Origin of the sequence: Solibacillus sp. FSL K6-1554 (assembly GCF_038005185.1) — a bacterium.
Classification (GTDB): Bacteria; Bacillota; Bacilli; order Bacillales_A; family Planococcaceae; genus Solibacillus; species Solibacillus silvestris.
This window is the reverse complement of sequence record NZ_JBBOSS010000001.1, coordinates 3,713,013-3,740,000: the sequence shown is the minus strand read 5'-3', so window position 1 is coordinate 3,740,000 and position 26,988 is coordinate 3,713,013. Positions and strand designations below refer to the sequence as shown.

The 26,988-nt window shown below is 39.9% G+C and carries 22 protein-coding genes, 2 rRNA genes and 1 riboswitch (1 of these 25 cut by a window edge); of the genes, 21 read left to right on the top strand and 3 right to left on the bottom strand.

Features of this window, described 5'->3' with window-relative positions:
• The 8 genes from MHB58_RS18580 to tsaD all read left to right on the top strand — a co-directional run.
• A 23S ribosomal RNA gene (locus tag MHB58_RS18580) occupies positions 1–1,785 on the top strand; it begins 1,144 nt to the left of the window's first position.
• A gap of 183 nt (positions 1,786–1,968) precedes the next feature.
• Positions 1,969–2,084, top strand: a 5S ribosomal RNA gene (gene rrf / locus MHB58_RS18575).
• A 136-nt stretch (positions 2,085–2,220) separates the two neighbouring features.
• Positions 2,221–3,312 carry an NADH-dependent flavin oxidoreductase gene (locus MHB58_RS18570; protein ID WP_340735811.1) on the top strand — a complete coding sequence of 364 codons (1,092 nt, stop codon included), beginning with the start codon at positions 2,221–2,223 and terminating at the stop codon, positions 3,310–3,312.
• A gap of 150 nt (positions 3,313–3,462) precedes the next feature.
• Positions 3,463–3,801 (top strand): hypothetical protein, encoded by a 339-nt coding sequence (locus MHB58_RS18565; protein ID WP_087618576.1) that lies wholly within the window; start codon positions 3,463–3,465, stop codon positions 3,799–3,801.
• 263 nt (positions 3,802–4,064) lie between these two features.
• Complete coding sequence (gene tsaE / locus MHB58_RS18560; RefSeq protein WP_008408477.1) at positions 4,065–4,517, top strand: tRNA (adenosine(37)-N6)-threonylcarbamoyltransferase complex ATPase subunit type 1 TsaE; 453 nt, start codon at positions 4,065–4,067, stop codon at positions 4,515–4,517.
• Positions 4,514–5,218 (top strand): tRNA (adenosine(37)-N6)-threonylcarbamoyltransferase complex dimerization subunit type 1 TsaB, encoded by a 705-nt coding sequence (gene tsaB / locus MHB58_RS18555; protein WP_340735810.1) that lies wholly within the window; start codon positions 4,514–4,516, stop codon positions 5,216–5,218. Before tsaE ends, tsaB begins: the two co-directional genes overlap by 4 nt.
• Positions 5,218–5,661, top strand: a complete 444-nt coding sequence (rimI, locus tag MHB58_RS18550) for a ribosomal protein S18-alanine N-acetyltransferase (protein ID WP_008408479.1) — start codon at positions 5,218–5,220, stop codon at positions 5,659–5,661. The genes tsaB and rimI overlap by 1 nt, the downstream gene beginning before the upstream one ends.
• Complete coding sequence (tsaD, locus tag MHB58_RS18545; protein ID WP_014822546.1) at positions 5,661–6,674, top strand: tRNA (adenosine(37)-N6)-threonylcarbamoyltransferase complex transferase subunit TsaD; 1,014 nt, start codon at positions 5,661–5,663, stop codon at positions 6,672–6,674. The genes rimI and tsaD overlap by 1 nt, the downstream gene beginning before the upstream one ends.
• A 574-nt stretch (positions 6,675–7,248) precedes the next feature.
• On the opposite strand, the gene MHB58_RS18540 is transcribed toward tsaD, so the two are convergent.
• Complete coding sequence (locus MHB58_RS18540; RefSeq protein ID WP_014822547.1) at positions 7,249–9,189, bottom strand: ABC-F family ATP-binding cassette domain-containing protein; 1,941 nt, start codon at positions 9,187–9,189, stop codon at positions 7,249–7,251.
• 245 nt (positions 9,190–9,434) lie between these two features.
• Here MHB58_RS18540 and MHB58_RS18535 point away from each other — a divergent pair, with 245 nt between their 5' ends.
• The 3 genes from MHB58_RS18535 (at position 9,435) to tatC (ending at position 11,218) form a co-directional block, all read left to right on the top strand.
• Entirely contained in the window at positions 9,435–10,070 is a 636-nt protein-coding gene (locus MHB58_RS18535; RefSeq protein ID WP_014822548.1) for a redox-sensing transcriptional repressor Rex, read from the top strand.
• 78 nt (positions 10,071–10,148) lie between these two features.
• The gene (gene tatA, locus MHB58_RS18530; protein WP_008408483.1) at positions 10,149–10,376 is read left to right on the top strand and encodes a twin-arginine translocase TatA/TatE family subunit; all 228 of its coding nucleotides are present in this window, start codon (positions 10,149–10,151) and stop codon (positions 10,374–10,376) included.
• A 17-nt stretch (positions 10,377–10,393) separates the two neighbouring features.
• A complete protein-coding gene (gene tatC / locus MHB58_RS18525) occupies positions 10,394–11,218 on the top strand; it encodes a twin-arginine translocase subunit TatC (protein ID WP_065216311.1) in 825 nt (274 codons plus the stop codon).
• A 91-nt stretch (positions 11,219–11,309) separates the two neighbouring features.
• On the opposite strand, the gene MHB58_RS18520 is transcribed toward tatC, so the two are convergent.
• Entirely contained in the window at positions 11,310–12,038 is a 729-nt protein-coding gene (locus MHB58_RS18520) for a CPBP family intramembrane glutamic endopeptidase (protein ID WP_008408485.1), read from the bottom strand.
• A 276-nt stretch (positions 12,039–12,314) separates the two neighbouring features.
• Here MHB58_RS18520 and groES point away from each other — a divergent pair, with 276 nt between their 5' ends.
• From groES to MHB58_RS18505, 3 genes are all read left to right on the top strand, one after another.
• The gene (groES, locus tag MHB58_RS18515) at positions 12,315–12,599 is read left to right on the top strand and encodes a co-chaperone GroES (RefSeq protein ID WP_008408486.1); all 285 of its coding nucleotides are present in this window, start codon (positions 12,315–12,317) and stop codon (positions 12,597–12,599) included.
• Positions 12,600–12,715: 116 nt separating this feature from the next.
• Positions 12,716–14,347 carry a chaperonin GroEL gene (groL, locus tag MHB58_RS18510; protein WP_008408487.1) on the top strand — a complete coding sequence of 544 codons (1,632 nt, stop codon included), beginning with the start codon at positions 12,716–12,718 and terminating at the stop codon, positions 14,345–14,347.
• 133 nt (positions 14,348–14,480) lie between these two features.
• Positions 14,481–15,854 (top strand): S-layer homology domain-containing protein, encoded by a 1,374-nt coding sequence (locus MHB58_RS18505; RefSeq protein ID WP_340735809.1) that lies wholly within the window; start codon positions 14,481–14,483, stop codon positions 15,852–15,854.
• A gap of 144 nt (positions 15,855–15,998) precedes the next feature.
• Here the strand turns inward: MHB58_RS18505 and MHB58_RS18500 are convergent, their stop codons facing one another.
• Positions 15,999–16,745, bottom strand: a complete 747-nt coding sequence (locus MHB58_RS18500) for an alpha/beta hydrolase (RefSeq protein ID WP_008408489.1) — start codon at positions 16,743–16,745, stop codon at positions 15,999–16,001.
• A 187-nt stretch (positions 16,746–16,932) separates the two neighbouring features.
• On the opposite strand from MHB58_RS18500, the gene MHB58_RS18495 reads away from it, so the two are divergent.
• The 7 genes from MHB58_RS18495 (at position 16,933) to MHB58_RS18465 (ending at position 26,973) form a co-directional block, all read left to right on the top strand.
• The gene (locus tag MHB58_RS18495) at positions 16,933–17,820 is read left to right on the top strand and encodes a LysR family transcriptional regulator (RefSeq protein ID WP_065216313.1); all 888 of its coding nucleotides are present in this window, start codon (positions 16,933–16,935) and stop codon (positions 17,818–17,820) included.
• 5 nt (positions 17,821–17,825) lie between these two features.
• Positions 17,826–18,668, top strand: coding sequence for a tetratricopeptide repeat protein (locus MHB58_RS18490; RefSeq protein WP_340735808.1), 843 nt, complete (start codon positions 17,826–17,828; stop codon positions 18,666–18,668).
• Positions 18,669–18,810: 142 nt separating this feature from the next.
• On the top strand, positions 18,811–19,302 hold the full coding sequence (locus MHB58_RS18485) for a chemotaxis protein (RefSeq protein WP_340735807.1): 492 nt from the start codon (positions 18,811–18,813) through the stop codon (positions 19,300–19,302).
• A 147-nt stretch (positions 19,303–19,449) separates the two neighbouring features.
• Entirely contained in the window at positions 19,450–20,835 is a 1,386-nt protein-coding gene (gene hemG, locus MHB58_RS18480) for a protoporphyrinogen oxidase (protein WP_340735806.1), read from the top strand.
• Between the two features lie 86 nt (positions 20,836–20,921).
• Positions 20,922–21,019: riboswitch (SAM riboswitch) on the top strand.
• Between the two features lie 102 nt (positions 21,020–21,121).
• A complete protein-coding gene (locus tag MHB58_RS18475) occupies positions 21,122–22,966 on the top strand; it encodes a bifunctional homocysteine S-methyltransferase/methylenetetrahydrofolate reductase (RefSeq protein WP_008408494.1) in 1,845 nt (614 codons plus the stop codon).
• Positions 22,959–26,390, top strand: a complete 3,432-nt coding sequence (gene metH, locus MHB58_RS18470) for a methionine synthase (RefSeq protein ID WP_340735805.1) — start codon at positions 22,959–22,961, stop codon at positions 26,388–26,390. The genes MHB58_RS18475 and metH overlap by 8 nt, the downstream gene beginning before the upstream one ends.
• Positions 26,391–26,460: 70 nt before the next feature.
• Positions 26,461–26,973 (top strand): GNAT family N-acetyltransferase, encoded by a 513-nt coding sequence (locus MHB58_RS18465; RefSeq protein ID WP_065216317.1) that lies wholly within the window; start codon positions 26,461–26,463, stop codon positions 26,971–26,973.
• The last annotated feature ends 15 nt before the right edge of the window (positions 26,974–26,988 follow it).

The following is a 26,988-nucleotide window of genomic DNA, read 5'->3' as shown; positions in this document are numbered from 1 at the left end:
GCTCACTGGTCGAGTGACGCTGCGCCGAAAATGTATCGGGGCTAAACGATTCACCGAAGCTGTGGATGCATACTTTGAGTATGCGTGGTAGGAGAGCGTTCTAACAGCGTTGAAGTCAGACCGGAAGGACTGGTGGAGCGGTTAGAAGTGAGAATGCCGGTATGAGTAGCGAAACATGGGTGAGAATCCCATGCACCGTATGACTAAGGTTTCCTGAGGAAGGCTCGTCCGCTCAGGGTTAGTCGGGACCTAAGCCGAGGCCGATAGGCGTAGGCGATGGACAACAGGTTGATATTCCTGTACCACCTCCTCACCGTTTGAGAAATGGGGGGACGCAGTAGGATAGGGTAAGCACGCCGTTGGTTGCGCGTGTTCAAGCAGTAAGGCGTGTATGTAGGCAAATCCGCATACTTTAACGTTGAGCTGTGATGACGAGCTCGTATGAGCGAAGTTCCTGATTTCACACTGCCAAGAAAAGCCTCTATCGAGGTGAGAGGTGCCCGTACCGCAAACCGACACAGGTAGTCGAGGAGAGAATCCTAAGGTGTGCGAGAGAACTCTCGTTAAGGAACTCGGCAAAATGACCCCGTAACTTCGGGAGAAGGGGTGCTTCTTTGGGTGCATAGCCTAGAGAAGCCGCAGTGAATAGGCCCAGGCGACTGTTTAGCAAAAACACAGGTCTCTGCAAAACCGTAAGGTGACGTATAGGGGCTGACGCCTGCCCGGTGCTGGAAGGTTAAGAGGAGCGGTTAGCGCAAGCGAAGCTGTGAATTGAAGCCCCAGTAAACGGCGGCCGTAACTATAACGGTCCTAAGGTAGCGAAATTCCTTGTCGGGTAAGTTCCGACCCGCACGAAAGGCGTAACGATCTGGGCACTGTCTCAACGAGAGACTCGGTGAAATTATAGTACCTGTGAAGATGCAGGTTACCCGCGACAGGACGGAAAGACCCCGTGGAGCTTTACTGTAGCCTGATATTGAATTTTGGTACAACTTGTACAGGATAGGTAGGAGCCAGAGATCTCGGAGCGCCAGCTTCGAAGGAGGCGTCGGTGGGATACTACCCTGGTTGTATTGAACTTCTAACCCATGCCCCTTAGCGGGGTAGGAGACAGTGTCAGGCGGACAGTTTGACTGGGGCGGTCGCCTCCTAAAGAGTAACGGAGGCGCCCAAAGGTTCCCTCAGAATGGTTGGAAATCATTCGTAGAGTGTAAAGGCATAAGGGAGCTTGACTGCGAGACCTACAAGTCGAGCAGGGTCGAAAGACGGGCTTAGTGATCCGGTGGTTCCGCATGGAAGGGCCATCGCTCAACGGATAAAAGCTACCCCGGGGATAACAGGCTTATCTCCCCCAAGAGTCCACATCGACGGGGAGGTTTGGCACCTCGATGTCGGCTCATCGCATCCTGGGGCTGTAGTCGGTCCCAAGGGTTGGGCTGTTCGCCCATTAAAGCGGTACGCGAGCTGGGTTCAGAACGTCGTGAGACAGTTCGGTCCCTATCCGTCGTGGGCGTAGGAAATTTGAGAGGAGCTGTCCTTAGTACGAGAGGACCGGGATGGACATACCGCTGGTGTACCAGTTGTCTTGCCAAAGGCATCGCTGGGTAGCTATGTATGGACGGGATAAGTGCTGAAAGCATCTAAGCATGAAGCCCCCCTCAAGATGAGATTTCCCATTACGCAAGTAAGTAAGACCCCTGAAAGACGATCAGGTAGATAGGTTCGAGGTGGAAGTGCGGTGACGCATGCAGCTGACGAATACTAATCGGTCGAGGACTTAACCACATTTTATTGCTCAATTCAATGAAACGTTTATCCAGTTTTGAAAGAATGATCTTTCTAAGGGTTTCAAGACACAAGCTAGTCGAGGAAACGACTGAGTGATTGAAGGAGCGTACTTAAGTACGTGACTGAAAGAACGAGGGAAGTTGACGAAGGATAGCGCCGTGAATTGGAAGCCGAAAATAGTGAAGTGATGATGGCAAAGAGGTCACACCCGTTCCCATACCGAACACGGAAGTTAAGCTCTTTAGCGCCGATGGTAGTTGGGGGCTTCCCCCTGTGAGAGTAGGACGTCGCTTCGCACAACGCAAACCCGCTGAGGAATCAGTGGGTTTTTTTGTTTTTTTAAAAACCTCATTTAAATTTATGAGGAGCTCTAACTTGAAAATAAAATGCAGTTTCGTTAAAGTACATACATAGCAAAAGGGAGGAATTGTAATGAAAGCACTTTTTGAAAAGTTTAAATTGAATGAACAGGTTGAGTTACGTAATCGTTTAGTAATGGCACCTATGACAACTTACTCTGCAAATGAAGATGATACAGTTTCCGATGAGGAAATAACATATTATAAAGAACGTGCTGAAGGAGCAGGAATGATCATTACAGCATGCGCATATGTTGCAGCAAACGGAAAAGCTTTCCCAGGACAAATCGCCGCTCATGAAGATCGCTATATTCCAAGCTTGCGAAGAATTGCACAGGCTATTCAACAAGGCGGTGCTAAAGCGGTTTTACAAATTCATCATGGAGGCCGACAATCACTACAACATTTAGTACCAAATGGAGATGTTGTTAGTGCAAGTACAGCTGTTACAATTGAGAAAAAAGAAGCACGTGCATTAACTCTTGAAGAAACAAAAGAAATGGTTAAAGCATATGCTGAAGCAACAAGAAGAGCTGTTGAAGCAGGTTTTGACGGCGTTGAAATCCATGGTGCAAATACGTATTTAATTCAACAGTATTTCTCTGCCTTTACAAATAAAAGAACAGATGAATACGGGGGAACATTTGAAAATAGATTGCATTTCCCATTGGAAGTTGTAGAGGAAGTAATTAAAGTAAAAAACAAATATGCTGATGAAAAATTTATTGTCGGTTACCGTTTCAGCCCGGAAGAGCCTGAAGAAGATGGTATTACGATGGATGATACAGTAAGATTAGTAGACGAATTAGCGAAAACAGCGCTAACATATTTGCATATTTCAATTGGAGATTTTAAATCTGAAACACATCGTTATAAAAACGGCCAACAAAATCGTATTTCTGTAATTCACAGCTTGTTAAATGGCCGTAAACCATTAATTGGTGTAGGTTCAATTTATACTCGTGAAGAAGCAGATCAGGCATTACAGTTAGGAGCAGATTTAGTAGCACTTGGTCGTGCCTTATTAATTGAACCTCATTGGGTGGAAAAGGTACAGAATGGGGAAAGTGTAGTAACAGCTTATGATAAGAAAATCGATACTGTAATTCCAGGTCCTTTAATGGAGAAAATACTGTCAAGACCAGGTTGGATTCCCGGTATATAAGTTAATAAAGGCTAGTTGATGAATACAAGAATTTAAGTTTATTTAAATAAGGAGGATGCGAATACGTTCGTATTCTCCTTTTCATTTTAGTAATGTTTGAACCACTTAATTTCGGGAATGGTTTTATAAGGATAATTGAGGGGGATACAAATGAATAAAAAGGGTTTTTATGTCTTCCTATCTATTTGTCTCGTTATGTTGCTGACAATGCTAATAACAGCTTGTCATGATGAAGTTTTAGAGATAGAAGAAAGCAATACATACGTATGGCAAAAATACATGAATGAAGAAGAGTATAAAGAAGTAAAAGAAGGGATGTCTTATTTAGACGTAGTACGTATTTCCGGGGGTGCCGGTCAGCAAATTAATAACGGTACTTATGAATGGAACGATGAAATTCTTCTGACGAAAGGATATCGCCTAAAATTTGAGGATGATGTATTGGTAAAAAAAGAAATAGTGGAACGTAAAGGAAAATCAAAGCGTTAGTGATTACAGCAAATGAGGTTACATGTATGTATTCTCATAATACTTCTTAACTATCCTATTGTTCCAGATAATGAAAATCAAATAAAGGGAAGTTCAGGAACATTCACTTTTTCTCAGAAAAAATGAGTGTTTTTCTTTTTTTCGCAGCTACTTTATATTAACGTTATTGAGTATGGTCAATATAAAAGTGATACATTTTGAACAATTGCCTCAGTTCAAGTAAACTAGAGATAATGGATTTTTTTGTGGAAGGAAGCAATCAAATGATATTTGAAAAAGATATAAATACGCTGGAAGAAACGCAAGCACTTGCGATGAGACTGGCAGAATTAGTCGAGCCACAATATACGATTACACTTGAAGGTGATTTAGGGGCGGGCAAAACGACATTTACACAGAGCTTTGCAAAAGGGCTTGGAGTAAAACGAACGGTCAATAGCCCGACATTTACGATTATGAAGCAATATGTAGGACGTATTCCGCTTAATCACCTGGATGTATATCGTCTGGAAGATAGCGATGAAGATTTAGGCTGGGAAGAAATTTTTTATGGGGATGCTGTAACAGTTGTGGAATGGGCACATCTTATTCAGGAAGATTTGCCTGAAGAGCGTTTAGCAATTGAAATTATACGCATCGACGAAACGAAACGTAAATTTGTATTGAAACCGATAGGCGAAAAATATGTTCGTCTTTGTAAGGAGTTATTAAAATGATTTGGTTAGGAATAGAGACAGCAAATGCACCGCTTTCTGTCGCCATAGTACAAGATAATAAAGTAATTGCAGAAGTCGTGCAAAATATAAAATTAACACATTCGGTTGGTGCCATGCCGGCAATTGAAGAAGTAATAAACAAGGCAGGCATTACACCGGTACAGATTGATGCGATTGCCGTTTCTGAAGGTCCCGGCTCTTATACAGGAGTGCGTATTGGTGTCACTCTTGCCAAAACTTTGGCATGGTCACTGCAAAAGCCATTGGTAGGCGTATCAAGCTTGAAAGCATTGGCTGCGAATGCCCGTACTGCTAATTATGCAATCTGTTCATTAATCGATGCTCGTCGTCAAAATGTATATGCCGGAATATATAAAGCAGATACTATGGAACCGATTATTGAAGATCACCATGATCATATAGACGGATTATTACAGAAGCTTCAGCAATTACAACAGCCAATATTCTTTGTCGGAACAGATGTCGATTTATACATGGAAAAAATTCAGCAAGTATTAGGTGATTTTGCTATCCGTGCTCAATTTACGATGGATTTACCGCGTGCGTCCGAATTAATTGCTTTGGCACAACAAATGCCATTACCGACAATTGAGGCTGTTCATGCTTTTGTTCCCCAATATCGCCGTATTGCAGAAGCAGAAGCGAATTGGATAAAGGAACAGAAAAAGGAGCAACTTTAATGGTACGGTATCGCAGAATGACAATAGATGATGTTCAGGCCGTTCATAAAATTGAGCTCGCATCATTTCCTACACCATGGACATTGGATTCGTTTTATTACGAAATGACGGAAAACCAGTATGCACATTATTTAGTCGCTGAAGACGAAACAGGTGAAATTATCGGCTTCTGTGGAATTTGGCTTGTTATTGATGCAGCACAGATTACAAATGTAGCGGTTGTAAAGTCTGTACGTGGTCAAGGCATTGGTGAAACACTTATGCGTGAAGCGATGCGAGTAGCGAAAGAAGCTAATATGGATGTCATGAGTTTAGAAGTACGTGTAACGAATACTGTTGCACAAAATTTATATCGCAAACTTGGTTTCCTAGACGGAGGTCTTCGTAAAGGCTACTATACGGATAACCAGGAAGATGCGTTAGTAATGTGGGTGAATTTATAATGGATAACTATATATTAGCAATTGAAACAAGTTGTGATGAAACAGCAGCGGCCATCATTAAAAATGGCACGGAGATTATTTCGAATGTAGTATCATCGCAAATTGAGAGTCATAAGCGTTTTGGCGGGGTTGTCCCGGAAATCGCATCACGTCATCATGTTGAACAAATGACAATTGTTTTAGAAGAAGCATTAAAACAGGCAAATATGGAACCGAAAGATTTAACCGCTGTTGCCGTAACAGAAGGGCCCGGGTTAGTCGGTGCATTGTTAATCGGTATTAATGCGGCTAAGGCTTTCGCTTTTGTACACGGATTGCCATTGATCGGGACACATCATATTGCCGGGCATATTTATGCGAACAATCTAGTACAGCCAATGGAATTTCCGCTGTTGGCACTCGTTGTATCAGGTGGACATACAGAGCTTGTCCTAATGCGTGAACATGGTTCTTTTGAAGTTATTGGTGAAACGCGTGATGATGCGGCAGGTGAAGCATATGACAAAGTAGCCCGTGTCTTGAATATGCCATATCCAGGTGGTCCTCATATTGATCGTCTTGCCCATGAAGCAACAGAAGCCGTGCCTTTCCCTCGTGTATGGTTGGAGGAGGATTCATACGACTTTAGTTTCAGTGGCTTAAAATCTGCAGTGATTAACTATAAACACAATATGGATCAGCGCGGTGAAGAAATTATTGCCGAGCATGTTGCAAAAGGCTTCCAAGACAGTGTAGTGGAAGTATTGACGGGTAAAACAGTACGAGCAGCACGTGAGTTTCAGGTAAAACAAGTAATTGCAGCTGGCGGTGTATCAGCGAATAAAGGATTACGGACAGCATTGGAAAAAGCCTTTAAAGAAGAAGGTATTCCATTTTATGTGCCACCTTTAAAATTATGTACAGATAATGCTGCAATGATTGGTGCAGCTGCGTATGAAATGTATGAAGCAGGGATTCGTGGGAATTTAGCAATGAATGGGCGACCTGGGATGGAGCTCATGAGCTGGAAATAGGGTATAGAAGCATGGTGAAAGGATGTAGCAGTATATCCTTTCGCCATGCTTTTTTTATAGAGAAAATAAAAAATTATTTAATTGTTTTCTTTCAATAATATAAAAAAGTCGAATCTAGTAATTTATGATGGATAAATCTCATTTATAACAAGTTTTTATTGACTGTTCAACTTTTCTGAAAATTATCCACAGATAAAGTTAAATACCCACAAAAAAACTTGCGAACATGCGTACTTATACACAAAGTGTGAATAACTTGTGGGTAACATGTGACTTATCTATATATAGTAGTGTCTTTTTCACACAGCAATGTGCATAACTTTGATTTTAAATGTGGATAATGTGGAAAACTATGTTGATATGTTGATATTACTAGATTTATATTGTGAATAAAATTGTGGAGAAATTTGTTGAAATTTGGCGTATTGACCTATATATATGATTATTATGTAGATTGGATGATAGAAAGGGTTAATATTATACAATAGCAATACAAAACATAAGTTTTTGGAGAAACAAGCTTTTCGTCTGCCTCTAAAAAAAGAGTGCCCATATGTTGATGGACACTCCAAAATTATAGCTGTTCGAGCTCTTCGTTTAGTTCAAGCCATTCCATTTCAAATGTTTCATGCTGTTCTTTCAAATCATTCAGCTCAGATTGAATCGATAATGTCTTTTCATGATCTGAAAAAATGGCAGGATCACAAAGTTGTTCTTCAAAGACGGCGATTTTTTCATCTAAAGCCCCCATCTGCTTTTCAATATCTTCAATAGCACGACGAATTTGACGTTCTCTTTTTTTCGCGTCCTTATCAATCATCGATGTAGACTTTGTTTGAACGGTCGATTCAGTCGTATTTTTTTCAATGGCTGCTGCTTTCATTGCAGCTAATTCTTCAAGTTCCTCTTTCTTTTCAACATAATAATCATAGTCACCTAAATATTCGAACGAACCCGTGCTTGATAGTTCAACAACTTTAGTGGCAATACGATTAATGAAATAACGGTCATGTGAAACGAATAGCAATGTTCCAGGATAATCAATTAAAGCATTTTCCAATATTTCTTTACTATCCAAGTCTAAATGGTTCGTCGGCTCATCAAGTACTAGGAAATTTGATTTTTGCATCATTAATTTTGCAAGTGCAAGACGTGCTTTTTCTCCACCAGATAGGGAGCTCACTGTTTTTGATACATCATCCCCGCTAAAAAGGAAGCGGCCTAAGATGTTGCGGATATCCTTTTCATTTAATAACGGCCATTCATCCCAAAGTTCATTAAGAACAGGTTTATTTGAATGAAGTTTCGCCTGTTCCTGGTCATAGTAGCCAATTTGCACATTCGTACCGTAACGGATATCTCCGGCAAGTGCCTCGATATCTTGAACGATTGTTTTCAATAAAGTAGATTTCCCAACACCGTTTGGACCGACAAGTGCAATACGGTCTTCTCTAAAGACACGCATTCCAATATTTTCGGAAATCGCCTTGTTCGTGAACCCAATTGTTAAATCATCCACCGACAGTACATCATTTCCGCTTTGGCGCTCAATTGTAAAGCCGAAGTTGGCACTTTTTTCATCGCCATCAGGAGATTCCATCCAACTAGTCTTTTCCAACACTTTGCGACGTGACTGTGCCATCTTTGTAGTTGAAGCCCGGGCAAGGTTTTTTTGAATAAAAGTTTCGAGCTTGGCTTTTTCATCCATTTGACGTTCATACATTTTTAAATCACGTTCATAGTTCTTCGCCTTTTCATCTAGATAAGCACTGTAGTTCCCTGCATATTTCGACACTTTTGTTCTGGATACTTCATAAACGATCGACACGACCTGATCTAGGAAATAACGGTCATGTGAGACGATTAAAATAGCTCCATCATAACCTTTTAAATAGCCTTCCAGCCATGACAGTGTTTCAATATCAAGATGGTTGGTCGGCTCATCTAAAATAAGGAGGTCGGGCTTTGATAAAAGAAGCTTTGCGAGAGCCAGTCGTGTCCGTTGTCCCCCGGATAGAGAACGAATCGGCTTTTGATAATCTTCAGGGAAAAATTGCATACCATGCAAAACAGAACGGGTATCGGCTTCATACTGATAACCGCCTGCATCTTTGAAATCATGCTGCAACTGGTCATACTCTGCCATGATACGTGCATATTGTTCGCTATCTTCATAAATGGCAGGATCGGCCATTTGCTGTTCAAGTTGACGCAGCGTTTGTTCCTGGTTTTGCAAGTTTGCGAAAATTGTCATCATTTCGTCCCAAATTGAAAGTTCAGAGTCGATACCTGCATGCTGCTCCAAATAGCCGACTTGAATATCTTTTGGAATAATAATTTCACCAGAGTCGTAGCTCATTTGTCCGGCAATTATTTTTAATAATGTGGACTTGCCGGCACCGTTTCGCCCTACTAATGCCACACGATCACGGTGCTGAACTTCTAATTTTACACCGCTTAATATTTCATCTGTAATAAAGGATTTATATAATTGATTTACTTGTAAGACAATCATTGTTTACACCTCAGTTTCTCCTATTTAGTTTAATGGATGGGAACATTGTACGCAACGATGGATACTTTACTTGTCGCTCCTTGTTTAGTAAGATTAACTTGCTTCTGCACAAAGAGTGGAGTTTATGTTAAGCGTGCCATATCGTTTGGCGACAACTACTTGATCAAATCGAGCAGGTCATCTCGACACGTTATACAGAGGCATTATTTGAAAAAGATTTCCCAATGTACATAGGAGGAGAATGTGTGAAACAAGAAGTAAAAATTCCACAAGCAACAACAAAAAGACTTCCTCTTTATTATCGATTTTTGAAAAACTTCGCAACTGAAGGTAAAAAGCGTATTTCTTCACAGGAATTAAGTGATGCGATGAAAATAGATTCTGCTACGATTCGACGTGACTTTTCTTACTTTGGGGCACTCGGTAAAAAGGGGTATGGATATGATGTCCAGTACTTACTGGAGTTTTTCCGACAAACTTTAGACCAGGACGAGGTAATGAATGTTGCATTAATAGGAGTCGGGAATCTGGGGAATGGCTTACTAAAGTATAACTTCCAAAAAAATCACAACACGCGTATCGTTGTTGCATTTGATTCGAAAGCACCGATGGAAGGAACGACGATAAGTGATATTCCAGTATTCCATCCAGATCGTTTGGAGGAAATGTATAAGGAATTTGGCGCGGAGTTAGCAATATTGACGGTTTCTTCCCGCTCAGCACAAATGATGACAGACCGACTCGTTAAAATAAATGCAAAAGGTATATTAAATTTCACACCAGTACGATTATCTGTTCCTGACACGATTAAAGTGATGAACATAGATCTATCGGTAGAATTACAGGCACTTACGTATTTAGTACGAAACTCAGGTAAGTAACAAAATGTTCATTACTATAAATAGCAAATTCTAGTTAATTAATGTAAAATATACATAATAATAGAGGAGGTGGCTATAGTGATTGTACATTTAAATGCGATTACACCTGTGAGCCTAATAATCATTGGACTGATTGCTTTGCTAATATTCGGTCCCAAAAAATTGCCATCATTAGGTCGTGCAATGGGGACAACTTTACGTGAATTCCGTAGCGCTACGAAAGGCTTGACGGACGACGATGACGATTTTGATACAAAGAAAAAAGTGATTGAACATAAAGAGAACGAAAAAAACGAAGTTAAGTAAAATAAGGATGTATTGCTATGAATTCAAGAGAATTAACCGTAGTTGAACATATGGAAGAGCTTAGAAAGCGCTTATTTTTCGTGGCGATTTTCTTCGTGATGGCTCTTTTCGTCGGATTCTATACGGCGAAACCACTTATTCGATACATTCAACGCAGCGATTTAGCTGCCAGTTTTTCGATGAATGCATTTAGTCCGGCAGATCCTTTAACCGTGTATTTACAAGTTACATTTATTGTAGCTGCCGTTATTGTATCGCCAATACTGCTATACCAGCTATGGGCTTTTATAACACCTGGTTTGCATGAGGCTGAACGTAAGGCAACATTGAAATATATTCCGTATGCTTTTGCACTGTGTATAGGGGGAATAGCCTTTGCTTATTTTGTGTTATTTCCATTTATTATGCGCTTTATGACGGATTTATCCAATGATTTGAATATTACGCAAACAATTGGTATTAATGAATTCTTCTCATTTTTAATTAAGTTAATAGTGCCTTTTGCGGTGCTGTTTCAATTGCCTGTTGTAACGCTGTTTCTTTCACGTCTCGGAATTATTAATCCGAAACTCATGGTGAAATTCCGAAAATATGCGTATTTTGTATTAATCGTGATTTCGGTATTGCTCGCGCCGCCTGATTTAGTATCGAATATCATTATTGCAATACCACTATTTATTTTATATGAAGTAAGTATTGTCATTGCACGTCTTGGTTATCGAAAATATGAAGTGGCAGAAAAAGAGCGAATTTTAGCAGAAGAGGAACGAGAGCGTGAGCTGCAGGTAGAAGAGCTACTCGAAATGCAGCGTCGGCAAATGGAGCAGATGAATAACAGTTAATGGTAACGCTATCGAATTTGGTAGCGTTTTTTTAGTTTCCTTTTAAAGAAGGTTATCTAAAAAACCCGCTATGTAAAATAGCGGGTAAAAGTTATATTTGAAACTTATCGGCATTCATTTGGATAAATGTGACGAAACCATTTAATAGAATATGCGCGATAATCGGTGTGAGAAGGCGCTTTGTTTTATGATATAAAAATGCGAAGATCATACCGCAAATTGTATACAGTAAAATATGCGTAAAATCCATATGAATCGCAGCAAATACAATAGCACTAATAATGCTCGCAATCCAGAAATTATAGTTTTGTATAATTGAACCGAAAATTACACGACGGAATACAAGCTCTTCCAAGATTGGTCCTAATAAGACAGTCGCAATAATCATAATCGGCGCTACCTTTGTGACACTCATAATGGCTTCGGTATTTTCCGAGCCCATATCAATTCCTAAAGCAAGCTCAATGTATGCGCCGATTGTCTGCCCTAAAAAGACAAGGAAGAAACCGATGATACCCCAACCAATAGAAGCACCAATTGATGCCTTTTCCCCTTTAAATACATCCCAAAATTGCTTATTTCGGGAGATTAATATAAAACTCACAATAAAAGCAACCGCAAATGAAATAGTTGACCACCAAGCAGATAATTTTATAAGTTGATCCTGCTCAGACATACCAGAAAATAGTTGTAAAAGGGAATCTTTTAAGCCTGGGATGAATATAAGTAATAAGACTGATAACTGACAGATGATATAAGTTATTAACACATAGAATGCGGTCTTCTGCGTTTTGAACTTATCTGATGAACGGGAAGTCACGGATGAAAAACCTTCTTTCTCTTACTGACTAGTAGAATTACACATCCCAAAAAAGTATGTGGAATGCTGTACCTTCTATTATAGAGTTTAATATGGGCTATTATGATAGCCCACTGTTATACATTTAACATTATTGTAGAGGAATTTGCCAATAAATCAAAATTTTTTAGTGCACATACTTGCAAAAAAATATGGAATTCATTAAACTAATAAATGTGTTAGCACTCGACAAACGAGAGTGCTAAAAATAGAAAATTTCTTAGGAGGTTGTTTCAATTGTTAAGACCATTAGGAGATCGCATCATTATCGAACTTGTTGAGGTAGAGGAAAAAACTGCATTTGGTATTGTTTTACCCGACTCAGCAAAAGAAAAACCACAAACTGGTAAAGTAGTGGCAGTAGGTACAGGTCGTGTTCTTGACAACGGCACTCGTCTTGAGCTTGACGTAAAAGAAGGCGACGAAATTATCTTCTCTAAATTCTCTGGTACGGAAGTGAAGTACGACGGCGTAGAATATTTAATCCTGCGTGAGAGCGATGTACTTGCAATTGTCGGATAATTACAAAATCAAAAGAAAATTGCAGCTAGTTATACATACTAAGCTTTGCTAGCTGCACATCTTCATAAACAATAAATCAAAAAAATAGATCGTAAAATTTAGGAGGAAAATGAATTATGGCAAAAGATATTAAGTTTTCAGAAGAAGCACGTTCATTAATGGCATCTGGTGTAGATAAATTAGCTAACGCTGTAAAAGTAACTTTAGGACCTAAAGGACGTAACGTTGTTTTAGAGAAAAAATTCGGTTCTCCACTTATTACAAATGACGGTGTATCCATCGCAAAAGAAATTGAGTTAGAAAACGCATATGAAAATATGGGTGCAAAATTAGTAGCGGAAGTAGCTTCTAAAACGAATGAAATCGCAGGTGATGGTACAACAACTGCAACAGTACTGGCACAAGCTATGATTCGTGAAGGACTTAAAAACGTAACAGCTGGTGCTAACCCAGTAGGTATTCGTAAAGGTATGGATAAAGCGGTTGCTGCTGCATTAACAGAGCTTCAGGCAATTGCACGTCCAGTTGAAAATAAAGAATCTATCGCACAAGTAGCGGCAATTTCTTCGGCTGATGAAGAAATCGGTCAATACATTGCGGATGCGATGGAGCGCGTAGGAAACGACGGCGTTATTACAATTGAAGAATCAAAAGGTTTTACAACAGAATTAGATGTAGTAGAAGGTATGCAATTTGACCGTGGTTATGCATCACACTATATGGTAACAGATACGGATAAGATGGAAGCAGTACTTGATAATCCATTCGTTTTAATTACAGACAAAAAAATCTCAAACATTCAGGAGATTTTACCAGTATTAGAACAAGTGGTTCAACAAGGTCGCCCAATCTTAATTATTGCTGAAGATGTTGAAGGTGAAGCACTTGCAACATTGGTAGTAAATAAATTACGTGGTACATTCAACGCTGTAGCAGTAAAAGCTCCAGGTTTCGGTGACCGTCGTAAAGCAATGTTAGAGGATATTGCTGTATTAACTGGGGGTCAAGTAATTACACAAGATCTTGGCTTAGATTTAAAATCAGCTGATTTATCAACTTTAGGTCGTGCTGCTAAAGTTATCGTATCAAAAGATAACACAACAATCGTTGAAGGTGCTGGTAACACTGATGCAGTAGCTGGTCGTGTAAACCAAATCCGTGCGCAACTTGCTGAAACAACTTCTGAATTTGATAAAGAAAAACTACAAGAGCGCTTAGCGAAGTTAGCTGGCGGTGTTGCAGTTATTAAAGTTGGTGCTGCAACAGAAACAGAATTAAAAGAGCGCAAATTACGTATTGAAGACGCATTGAACTCAACTCGTGCAGCAGTAGAAGAAGGTATCGTATCAGGTGGTGGTACAGCACTTCTAAATGTTTATGCGGCAGTTGAAAGAGTATTGGATCAAGTAGAAGGCGATGTAGCAACAGGTGTACGTATTATTTTACGTGCTTTAGAAGAACCAGTTCGTCAAATTGCTGAAAACGCTGGTTTAGAAGGTTCAATTATCGTTGACCGTTTAAAACGTGAAGAAGTAGGTATTGGCTTCAATGCGGCAACAGGCGAGTGGGTAAACATGGTTGATGCAGGCGTAGTTGACCCAGCGAAAGTTACACGTTCAGCATTACAAAACGCAGCTTCTGTAGCTTCACTGTTCTTAACAACAGAAGCAGTAGTTGCAGATATTCCAGAACCAGCAGGCAGCGGTATGCCGGACATGGGTGGCATGGGTATGCCAGGAATGATGTAATCCGATAAGTATCCGAATTATTTATAAAAATCGATTGTTTTGTTCTTTGCAAAGCAATCGATTTTTTATTGTTTTGTATTTTAATAATCGATAAATTATAATATAGAAATGTTCCAAAATAAGGGGGAATTGGATGAAAAAGTTTTCGGTTTTACTGGCACTTGTGCTCGTTTTACAACTCGTTTTACCATTCACAAATATAGTGCAGGCAGAAGATGAAAGTAAGTCATTTCATTATGTAGCGCTTGGTGACTCACTGGCAGCGGGAATGAATGAAAACGGTGAAATTGGTTTTGGTTATGCTGACTTACTTGCTAAACAGTACCAAGATCAGAAAAGCCAAATTGTATTCAATAAAGGTTTTTCTTATCCAGGCTATACAACAGTCGACGTTTTAAAGGGTATTGAAGAAAATGTCACTAAACCTATTTACGATTTAAATGGTGTTTCGGAAAAATCAGCAGCAATCCAGGAAGCGATTCATCAGGCAGACCTGATTACATTAAGTGTTGGAGCAAATGATATTTTAAAGAACGTAAATCGCTCTGAAACGGGTAAGTTTAGTTTTGATACAGCAGGTGTTATTAAGAGCATACAGGATGTTGCGGTAAACTATAAAAAGATTTTCGATAACATTTATAAAATTAATCCTGAAGTTGATATGATCGTCATGGGACTTTACAATCCGTTTCCTTATATTGAAGATCCGGCAATTCAGAAACAGCTAAACATGCTAGTAACGAATTTGAATAATTCAATGAAGCGTATTGTAGAAGATAATGGTGGTATATTTACTGAAGTGGCAGCACAGATTGCAACGGACGTAAAAACGTATTTACCGAACCCTAAAAATATTCATTTAAGTGAAGCAGGTTATCAAGTCGTTGCGGATGCGATGATGAAGGATTATTTGAATGCCTTGTTTAAAGAAACAGAAGAAGATACAACAGATAGCGAGATTGTAAAAGTGCCATTTACTGATATTCAAAACCATTGGGGCAAAGATTATATTGATGTTGTCTATGCAAAGGGTATTATGAATGGGTATGAGGATGGTACATTTAAGCCGAATGCCAATATGACGCGTGCTCAAGTAATATCTGTCATTTCGCAGGCCTTTGGATTAACTGCAAAAAATAAAGCACCTTTTAATGATATTAGTCATTATGCACAGCAAACTCAAAATGGGATTGCCGCTGCATATGAAGCGGGGCTAATTAAAGAAAACAACGGAAATTTTAATCCGCAGGGCAAAATTACACGTTCACAGTTAGCATTAATTTTAATGCGTCTTTCAACTGTTCAAGCTGGGCAGCAATACGAACCGGCAAAACTGGCGCCTTTCCAAGATATAGCGAACTATGATCGTGAAGCACAGTTAGCGATTACTTTTTTATATGATACGGGCGTAGTGCAGGGAACAAGTGCAACAACATTTTCACCTAAAGGCAATGTCACACGTGCTCAAATAGCGAAAATTTTAGTGCTGGCAATAAATAAACAATAAAAAACAAGCGTTAAATGGACGGGGATCCATTTAACGCTCGTTTTTTGCTGACGAGTAAACAAAAGCAAACTCGTCTATATCATTGCAAAAACGGGGATTTTTGCAAGGGGACACAATGTCAATTATCAGCTAAAGTGGTGATAATTATTCTTTCCACTTTAACCCTTCAAAGAAACGGTAAATTTCTTCAAACACTAATTCACGTTCTTTACCTAATGTTAATATATGTCCGGAATTAATGAAAGTTTTAACTGATTTAATTCGTGAATTTACTGAACTATAAATTAGATCTGCACTTTCACAATAATATTCATCATCTTCCAAGCCACGTAAAATGTGGACCGGAGTGTTGATAACATTTAGTTTTTCACTTGTTTCATTAATCATATTTTGTAAATAGTTTAATGAAGGCATTTTCACAAGTTCCGCAATTTTATTACGGCTATCAACTGATTCATCATAAGTGCCCGATAACTTTTTATAGTTAATAGCATAGTCAATAATCCGATTTTGTAAACTATCTGTTGATTTGGCTGTTGCTGGAGCAGACATTGTAACAATCGCTTTAGTCGGACGTTCTTCGCCAAGCTTTAAAGAGAAGATGCCGCCTAGAGAAACACCTGCTACTGCAATTTCTTCATAGCCACGATTACGCAATTCATCATAGCCTTCTATAACACTGTCCCACCATTCAGCGGGTTGAGATTGAATTAATAAGTCAGGGCCACCACCATGGCCTTTATATAATGGTGCATGTACTGTATAGTTACGATCCGCTAAATATTTTCCTAAACGTTTTACATCATTTGTATTGCCGGTAAAGCCATGCAGCAATAATACGGCACGTTTTCCGGATTCAATTGTAAAAGGTTTCGGCGCGATGAGTTTCATTGTCAATTAGACTCCTTTTTTTATGTCAATTTTACAAAACTTCAAAAAAACACTTGAAATTTAAAAATAATTTTGATATGAAAACCTGTTGTTATCGACTATTATAAAGAGTATAAACATATAAGTACAATTTATTATTTTTATTATATTGATGCAAAAAAGTTATGAATGATGTGAGGTATGTAAAATGGAGATTGAACAGCTTCAATATTTCAAAACCGTTGCTACAATGCAACATATGACACGTGCGGCAGAGGTTTTAGCCATTTCCCAACCGGCGTTAAGTAAATCGATTGCGAACATCGAACAACATTTAGGTGTACCGCTTTTTAACCGTGAAGGAAGATCGATTTATCTGAACCGTTTTGGCGAGCTTTTTCTGCAAAGTGTCAATGTCATTTTGGATGAATACGATCGGATTAAAGAAGAATTTGAAGATATTATCAAACCGGGTTCTGGAGAAGTGTCATTTGGCTTTATTCATACACTAGGTATGGAAATAGTGCCAGAACTGATTGCTTCAACGAGCGAGGCGTTTCCGAACATGCAGTTTTCTTTAACGCAGGCGACTTCGTTAAGCTTATTAAAGCGGCTTGAAGAGGGAGCCATCGATTTATGTCTTTCGCAAAAAATAGAATCAAGGGTAATTGAAATAGAGACGGAAGAATTATTTGTGGAAGAGCTTTTTGTCATTGTCCCCACAACACATCCGTTAGCACAGCAAGATGCTGTTAAATATGATGAAGTGAAGAATGAACCGTTTATTGCGATTAAAAAGGGAAATTCGCTCCGTCAATTAGTGGATGAGCTGTTTTTAGAGCAGGGCATCGTGTTGAATACAACATTTGCTGCTGAAGAAATGCATACAGTTGCAGGATTTGTTGGTGCCGGAATGGGCATATCCGTAATTCCGAATATTAAAGGGCTAGATCACTATAAAGTAAAACGTTTGAAGTTGAATCCGCCTTGCTACCGCTCCGTTTGTGTTTCATGGGCAAAAAATCGTTATTTGCCTCCAGCAGCATCTGAGTTTAAACAATATTTACTGCAGTATTTTCAGCAAAGAGAAGAGTGAACAATATGGAGCAAAGTCAATTTAGAAAATGGCTTAAACAACATGAAATAGAGCATGAGGAAAAGTGGCTTGAGCAGTTTATCTCAGCATGTAATGGAGACGAACAGGCGATGGTTAATACTGCCTTATTATATAAAGAGTATGGACAATATGACGAAATGTACGGATTGCTGTGTAAGGCGAGTGAGCAGCAGAACAGAGAAGCTATGTATGAACTGGGAAACTGCTATTTTGAGGAGCTTGGTGAAAAAGGGAGTGAGCAGCAGGCATTTTTACTTTATAAAAGTGCTGCACATTTAGGCCACCCTGATGCAATGAATAATTTAGCAGATATGTATTTGAACGGTGAGGGAACAGCAGTCGACGAGCAACAAGCGCTCAGCTGGTTTAAGATGGCTGCGCAATTCGGTATTGCTGAAGCAATGTTTACACTCGGGATCATGTATGAACAAGGATTGGGTACCGAATGTGATGAATCACAAGCCTTTGCTTACTATTCCCGCAGTGCAGAAAAGCAAGATGAAGAAGCAATGTACCGAATGGGTATGATTTATTTTTCAGGAGAGCTCGGTCAACAGCAAGATAATGAAAAAGCGTTGGAATGGTTTTTAAAAGCGAGCGGACAGTTTCATGTTGATGCAACATTTAATATCGGCTACTGCTATGAAAATGGTCATGGGGTAGCACGAAATAATGAAAAAGCAATCCATTACTATAAAAAAGCAAGCTTGCTGGGAGACATGGAAGCAACAAAAAAAGTAGTAAGCTACTACGAACAGAGGGATATAGCAGAAGCTGCCAAGTGGCAAGAAAAGCTAAAAGTTCTAAATAACGATATATATGAATAATAATGTAATAGATACTAAAAAGTTTTGATTTTCTATTTCCTTGTCATAAATTAGACCTATTTCATTGATAAATATAGGTTTAATTTTAATGGAAAATAGGAAATATATTATAAGGGGAAAGTATTAAGAAGGGGGAATTTTTATGTATATGTTTGCAGTCCAACAATTCTCTTCTGATCATAATGAGGATAGTATTCAAAAACTACAACAAATGCTATTAGAACAGCGAGAGAATCTGACGACGCTATGTACAATTGTCGAATATTTAAAAAGCTATGTCCAAACTGGATTAGACCATAAAGATGTTATTAAATACAAACAAAAAATTCAAATGATGACTGATAAACAAAACAAACGTTACGATCAAATTGATGAGCTTATTAATACGAATATTTTGGAATTGAAAAAAGGTAAAACAACAGACAATTCCGCACTTGTATATGGAAAAGAAGTTCGGAAAATTGAATCTGGTGTTCGTACTTTAAAGCTATTTGCCGGCGACGCTGTAAATATGCTAGATCTTAACAAACATTTAGAAAACCGCAGCAATGAACGTATACGCTATTTTGATAAACGTTCTACATCTTTGGAAGCAGAAATAATTTCCCTGACAAAGCAACTTTCTTATAAGTAAAATAGAGGCCATCCTACCTGGGAATCTGTCGAGGTAGGGTGGCTTTTCTTATGGAGTTCTGAAAATTGTAATACCCATCTGACCATATTTCGTATGAAAAAGTTTATACTATAAGAAGAGAAGCGAACGAAATAGGAGAGAATGGATATGAAAACAGTAGTAGTTGTAGGTGGAGGAATTACCGGGCTATGTACGATGCATTATCTGAAAAATAAAATGCATGAGCAAAACGTGGAAGCGCGGTTAATACTGATTGAAAAGAACGCATATTTAGGCGGAAAAATTCATTCCGAATACGATAAAGGGTTTATTATGGAAACAGGGGCTGATTCAATTGTAGCACGCCATCCAGGGGTATTGGAGCTTGTTAAGGAGCTTAATTTTGAATCAGAGCTTGTCTATAACGAAACAGGTATTTCCTACATTCATACGAATAACGAGCTGCATGCTATTCCGGCAGGTTCGACATTCGGTATTCCGATGAGTGTAGAATCGCTCATGTCAAGTACGTTAATTTCAGAAGAAGGAAAGAAGAGGGCCCTTCAAGATTTAGAAATCCCGAATACTAAATTTACTAAAGAAAGCTCTATCGGTACGTTTTTAGAATATTTTTTAGGTGAAGAAATTGTTCGAAAGCAAATTGCCCCAGTATTGGCAGGAGTTTATTCAGGCGATTTATATCAATTAAGCCTGGCATCTACATTGCCGTATTTAGTGGATTATAAAAACAACTACGGATCGATTATTAAAGGCTTCGAGGCACATCGCGAGCAATTCGAAAAAGCTGCGAATAAGAAGTTTATTTCTTTCCGTCCGGGTTTATCAGCATTAATCAATCGTTTAGAAGAACAGCTGCCGGAAGTTGAATTCATGAGAAAGACAGTAACAAAGCAAATTCTAAAAAAAGGTGAGCAATATGAAGTCGTGCTGGAAGATGAAACAATATTGGCAGATATTGTTGTACTGGCCGTTCCAAATGAGACGGTACATTATGTAATACAGGATAATTCATTAGAGGAACAGCTGAAAAAGTTCACGACGGCATCTACTTTAACGATGTATGTTGGCTTTGATGTACCGGACGATATATTACCGGCTGATGGTACCGGCTTTATCGTTTCGCATAATAGTGATTTAATTTGTAATGCATCGACATGGACGAGCCGTAAATGGAAGCATACGTCAGCAGAAGGCAATTTACTCGTTCGCTTGTTTTATAAAGATATTAATCCGCGCTATGAAGAGTTGGCAGCCATGTCAGATGAAGAACTGACAAAAGTTGCATTGGAAGACATTCGTCTCAGCTTAGGTGTTGAAGCGGATCCAACTGTCATTAATGTAACAAAGTGGATTGACCAAATGCCGCGCTATGATTTGGCGCATAATGAAGCCTTATCAAAAGTTATACAGCAACTGGCAACGGATTACCCGAATGTTCTATTAGCAGGATGTGCCTATTTCGGAGTAGGAATCGGTGCTTGTATTCAAAACGGCAAAAAAACAGCTGAACACATTATTAGTCGAATTATGTAAAAAAATACTTCATTCAGCTAAAGGGTATTGACGGACGTATTAGATAACGTTATGATTCATTTAAATATTTCAAAAATTCATATTATTTCTTATCAAGAGAAGTCGAGGGACTGGCCCGATGAAACTTCAGCAACCAACATTAAGTCAGGTGCTAAATCCAGTGGCGAATGCCAGAAGATGAGAAGGGATTAAGTCGATAACTACTATGCCTTCTTTTCTTTAATGAAAGAAGGCTTTTTTGTATCGTTAAAATACTGAAAATACTGTAAATGATGGAGTGAAGGCAATGGGTTTACTTGAAGAATTACAAACACGGGTTTTAACAGCCGACGGAGCAATCGGGACACTTCTTTATTCATATGGGTTGGATTATTGCCATGAAGAAATGAATATTGCCCGTCCTGATATTATAGAGAAAATTCATAGTGAATATATTGCGGCAGGTGCAGATATTATTCAGACCAATACATATGGAGCTAACCGCATTAAGCTTGCACGTTATGGTTATGAAAATCGTGTGAAGGAGTTTAATGAAGCAGCGTTAAAGATCGCAAAGCGGGCAGCTTCCCTGGATGGGCAATATGTTCTGGCAACAATCGGTGGTATTCGGGGAATTCGTAAAAGTGATGCAACATTAGATGAAATTTTAGCAGCGTTCCAAGAACAGGCGGAAGTATTACTAGCAGGTGAACCGGATGGATTTTTATTGGAAACGTATTACGATTTTGAAGAATTATCGCATTGTGTCCATCTATTACGTTCGATGACCGATTTGCCGATCATTGCTCAAGTGACGATGCAGGAACCGGGTGTCCTTCAAAATTTAATGACGTTAAATGAAGCGTTTCAAGACTTGGAAAGGTTAGGTGCAGATATTGTTGGGAGTAACTGCCGATTAGGTCCTTTCCATACAATTCAGGCATTTGAAGGGGTTAATTTACCGAATAAAGCTTTTTTATCAGCTTATCCGAATGCATCATTATTGGACATTGAAGATGGTCGAGTAGTTTATGAGTCGGAAACCGATTATTTCGCACGTGCAGCAGTTGAACTCGTAAACCAAGGTGTCCGTTTAATTGGCGGATGCTGCGGGACGACACCGAAGCATATTGCAGCCGTAAAAAAACGTTTGGCGAATATGCAGCCAATTGAAACGAAGGAAGAAAAACACAGGTCTACACAATTTGTCCGAATTCCGGAGCCACGCAAACAGGAGCCGCTCCACGAAAAAGCAAAACGTGAACGTTCAGTTATAGTGGAACTGGATACGCCACGTCATCTGGAAATTGACGGATTTGTAGAAGGGGCAAAACAGTTATCTAAAGCAGGAGCCGATGTCATTATGATGGCTGATAACTCACTTGCTTCACCGCGCATCAGTAATATCGCGATGGCTGCGATTTTAAAAGAGCAAGGAATTCGTTCATTGCCGCATTTGACATGCCGTGACCGAAATTTAATTGGGCTTCAGTCACATTTAATGGGACTTGATGCACTGGAACTTCATGATATTCTTGTCGTGACAGGAGACCCGACAAAAGTAGGGGATTTCCCGGGGGCGACGAGCGTATATGATGTTTCATCAATGGAACTGATTTCTCTAATTAAGCAGTTAAATAAAGGTGGTTCTTTTACTGGGAAATCGCTGCGTAAACAGGCAAATTTCTCGGTAGCCGCTGCCTTTAATCCGAATGTTCGTGTACTGGACCGTGCTGTAGCCCGTTTAGAAAAGAAAATCGAGCATGGAGCAGATTACTTTATTTCACAGCCGGTTTATACGAAAGAAAAGATTATCGAAATCTATGAGGCGACGAAGCATTTGGAAACACCGATTTATATCGGGATTATGCCACTAACATCTTCACGCAGCGCGGAATTTTTACATCATGAAGTACCGGGCATTAAACTGTCCGATGAAGTACTTGCGCGCATGGCTGCCTGTGGGGATGACAAGGAAGCATCGACAGCAGAAGGAATTGCGATTGCTAAAGAGCTGCTCGATACAGCGTGTGAATACTTTAACGGTATTTATTTAATTACACCGTTTTTACGCTATGATATGACGCTGGAATTAATGGACTATGTAAAACAATATGATGTGGAAAGTAAAGGAGTTCAGTCGAATGTATAATCACCCGATTCATGAGCAATTACAAAAAAGAATACTTATCATCGATGGTGCCATGGGGACGATGCTTCAGGCAGAAAACCTAACATATGAAGATTTTGGCGGAGAAGACTTAGACGGTTGTAATGAAAACCTGGTGCTGACAAGACCTGATGTATTGGGTAAAATCCACCGTGAATATTTAGCTGCTGGCGCTGATATTATTTGTACCAATACGTTTGGCGGTACACCACTCGTATTGGATGAATATGACTTAGGTGACAAGGCGGTTGAAATTAATAAGCGGGCGGTTAAAATTGCACTAGAGGCGGCAAAAGAGTTTTCGACACCAGAATGGCCGCGCTTTGTCGCAGGTGCAATCGGACCTACTACAAAAACATTGTCGGTAACAGGCGGTATTACATTTGAAGAGTTGGAAGAAAACTTTTATATACAGGCAAAAGCGCTAATCGAAGCTGGGGCGGATCTGCTCTTAATGGAGACTTCCCAGGATATGCTCAATGTTAAAGCGGGAACGATTGCCATTCACCGTGCATTTGAGGAACTTGGCAAAGAGCTGCCTGTCATGATTTCAGGAACAATTGAGCCAATGGGAACAACGCTTGCCGGGCAATCAATCGAAGCATTTTATATTTCTATTGAGCATATTAAGCCGTTGTCTGTCGGACTGAACTGTGCAACAGGTCCGGAATTTATGACCGATCATATCCGTTCATTGGCAGAGCTTTCAAATGGATATATTAGCTGTTATCCGAATGCCGGTTTACCGGACGAGGAAGGCTGCTATCATGAAACACCGGAGTCATTATCGAAAAAACTGCAAGGCTTTGCAGAAAAAGGCTGGTTGAACATCGTCGGCGGCTGCTGTGGTACAACGCCAGCACATATCGCGGCAATCCGCGAAGCTGTAGATGGCTATAAACCACGCGAGCCGAAAGATGTAACGCACGGACATGTCGTATCAGGTATCGAGCCATTGCAATATGATGAATCGATGCGTCCGTTATTTATCGGGGAGCGTACGAATGTAATTGGCTCACGTAAATTCAAAAACCTGATTGTTGACGGGAAATTTGAAGAAGCTGCAGAAATTGCACGTGCACAAGTAAAAAACGGGGCGCATGTCATCGATATTTGTTTAGCAAACCCTGACCGTGATGAAGTAGAAGATATGAAAAACTTCATGCAGGAAGTTGTGAAAAAAGTTAAAGTGCCGCTCGTGATTGACTCTACAGATGAAAAAGTAATGGAAGTCGCACTGAAGTTTTCGCAAGGGAAGGCCATTATTAACTCGATTAACTTGGAAGATGGAGAAGAGCGTTTCGATGCTGTTATGCCACTAGTGAAAAAATATGGGGCTTCACTTGTTGTCGGTACGATTGATGAAACTGGAATGGCTATTACACGTGAGCAAAAGCTTGAAGTAGCGAAGCGTTCTTATAAGCTGTTAACAGAAAAATGGGGCTTGTCAGCAGAAGACATTATCTTTGACCCGTTAATGTTCCCGGTAGGTACAGGTGACGAGCAATATATTGGTGCCGCTGAGGAAACAATCGAAGGAATTCGCCTCATTAAAGAACATTTACCTGGCTGCTTAACAGTGCTCGGTGTAAGTAATGTTTCGTTCGGCTTACCGCCAGTTGGGCGTGAAGTATTAAATGCGGTGTATTTATATCACTGTACACAAGCAGGCCTGGACTATGCGATTGTAAATACTGAAAAACTGGAGCGCTATGCATCGATTCCTGAAGAAGAAATCAAGCTGGCGAACGATTTAATCTTCAATACAAATGATGAAACACTCGCTGTATTTACTGACTTTTACCGTGATAAAAAGAAAGATGCAGTCGTAAAAGAATTACCGGCGACAGTGGAAGAACGTCTTGCGTATTACATATTGGAAGGTACGAAGGAAGGGTTAATTGAAGATTTAAATGCAGCACTCGAAAAGTTCGATACACCGCTTGATATTATTAATGGACCATTAATGGCAGGGATGGCGGAAGTCGGCAAGCTGTTTAACGAAAACCAGCTGATTGTGGCAGAAGTACTTCAAAGTGCCGGTGTCATGAAAGCAGCGGTCGCTCACCTAGAGCAGTTTATGGAGAAGGGCGATACGAGTGCCAATAAAGGGACAATGGTTTTGGCGACAGTAAAAGGCGATGTTCATGATATCGGGAAAAACCTGGTCGACATTATTTTAAGCAATAACGGCTATCGTGTTGTAGATTTAGGGATTAAAGTAACACCTGCACAGCTGATTGAAACAATTCGAAGAGAAAAACCCGACTTTATTGGATTGTCAGGTTTACTTGTAAAATCGGCTCAGCAAATGGTCATTACGGCACAAGACTTTAAAGAAGCCGGTATTGATATTCCGATATTAGTAGGAGGCGCGGCATTGTCACGTCGCTTTACTGAGACGAAAATTGCCGATCAGTATGATGGACCGGTAATCTATTCAAAAGATGCAATGCAAGGTTTAGAACAGGCGAATCGCTTAATGAATACTAACGAGCGTCATGTATTCATAGAAGAACTGCGCGATGCACGAGAAAAGCGTCTGGAATCAGATGCGAAACGTGCGGCACGTCCAGCGGTGGCGGTTCTCGAAAAGCCGGTACGAACAGTTGGGGATGCGGCGGTATGGAAGCCAAAAGATTTAGTGCCGCATATTAAACCGGATTATTCGGTAGCCCATTTACATCCGTATGTGAATATGCGTACATTGATCGGACACCATTTAGGGCTTAAAGGGAACTTGGAACAATTGCTTGCAGACCAAGATGAACGCGCGATTTTATTAACGGATTTAGTAAATGGTTATTTAACAAGCGGCGGATTAAGTGCTTCTGGAATGTATCAATTTTTCCCGGCGCAATCCGATGGCGATGATGTTGTCGTATACAGCCCGGACAATGCAAAAACTGAAATCAAACGCTTTACATTCCCTCGCCAGCAAGCAGCCCCATTTTTATGTTTGTCGGATTATTTAAAGCCGGTAGACAGCGGTGAAATGGACTATATTGCGTTAATGGTCGTTACAGCAGGTAAAGGGGTAAGTGAAAAAGCAAATGAACTGAAACAAGCAGGGAAGTTCTTGGAAAGCCATGCATTACAAGCGACTGCACTTGAACTTGCGGAAGGATTTGCGGAGCGTATCCACCAGGAAATCCGTGACCAGTGGGGCTTCTCGGATGCAACAGACTTTACGATGCGTGATCGATTTGCGGCAAAATACCAAGGGCAGCGATTCAGCTTTGGCTATCCGGCGTGTCCGAACCTGGAAGATCAGGAGAAGCTGTTCTCTTTATTAAAACCGGAAAAGATTGGCGTACATTTAACAGAAGGCTTTATGATGGAGCCGGAAGCAAGTGTATCAGCTATTGTATTTGCCCACCCGGATGCTCGTTATTTTAATGTATAATTGATTTAAAAATACCGCTTTACCTTATTTAGAGGTAAGGCGGTTTTGCGACCTTTAGGAGGAAGAAATGATGATTCGACGTGCAACAAAAGAAGATATACCGACTGTTTTGGAAATATTTAACGATAATATTCTTAATTCCACAGCGATTTACATGTACAAGGAACAGACATTGGAAGACCGTTTGCAATGGTTTGAAGAAAAGCAGGCTTCAGATTATCCGCTATTCGTATTTGAAGAAGACGGAGAGGTTGCGGGCTATGCGACATACGGCAGTTTCCGTGCCTATCCAGCCAACCGATATACAGTAGAGCATTCAGTATACGTTCATAAAAATCATTATAAAAAAGGGATTGCGAGTAAACTAATGAATGCAATTATTGAAGAAGCAAAAGTAAAAGGTGTAAAGACGATGGTTGGCTGTATTGATAAAGAAAATATCGCCAGTATTAAAATACATGAGAAATTCGGATTTTCATATAGCGGAACAATCCGCAATGCGGGTTATAAATTCGGGAAATGGCTGGATCTGGTGTTTTACCAGTTAGATTTGGATGGACCAAAAATTCCACAGGAAAATTAGAAGCAATACTTGTTG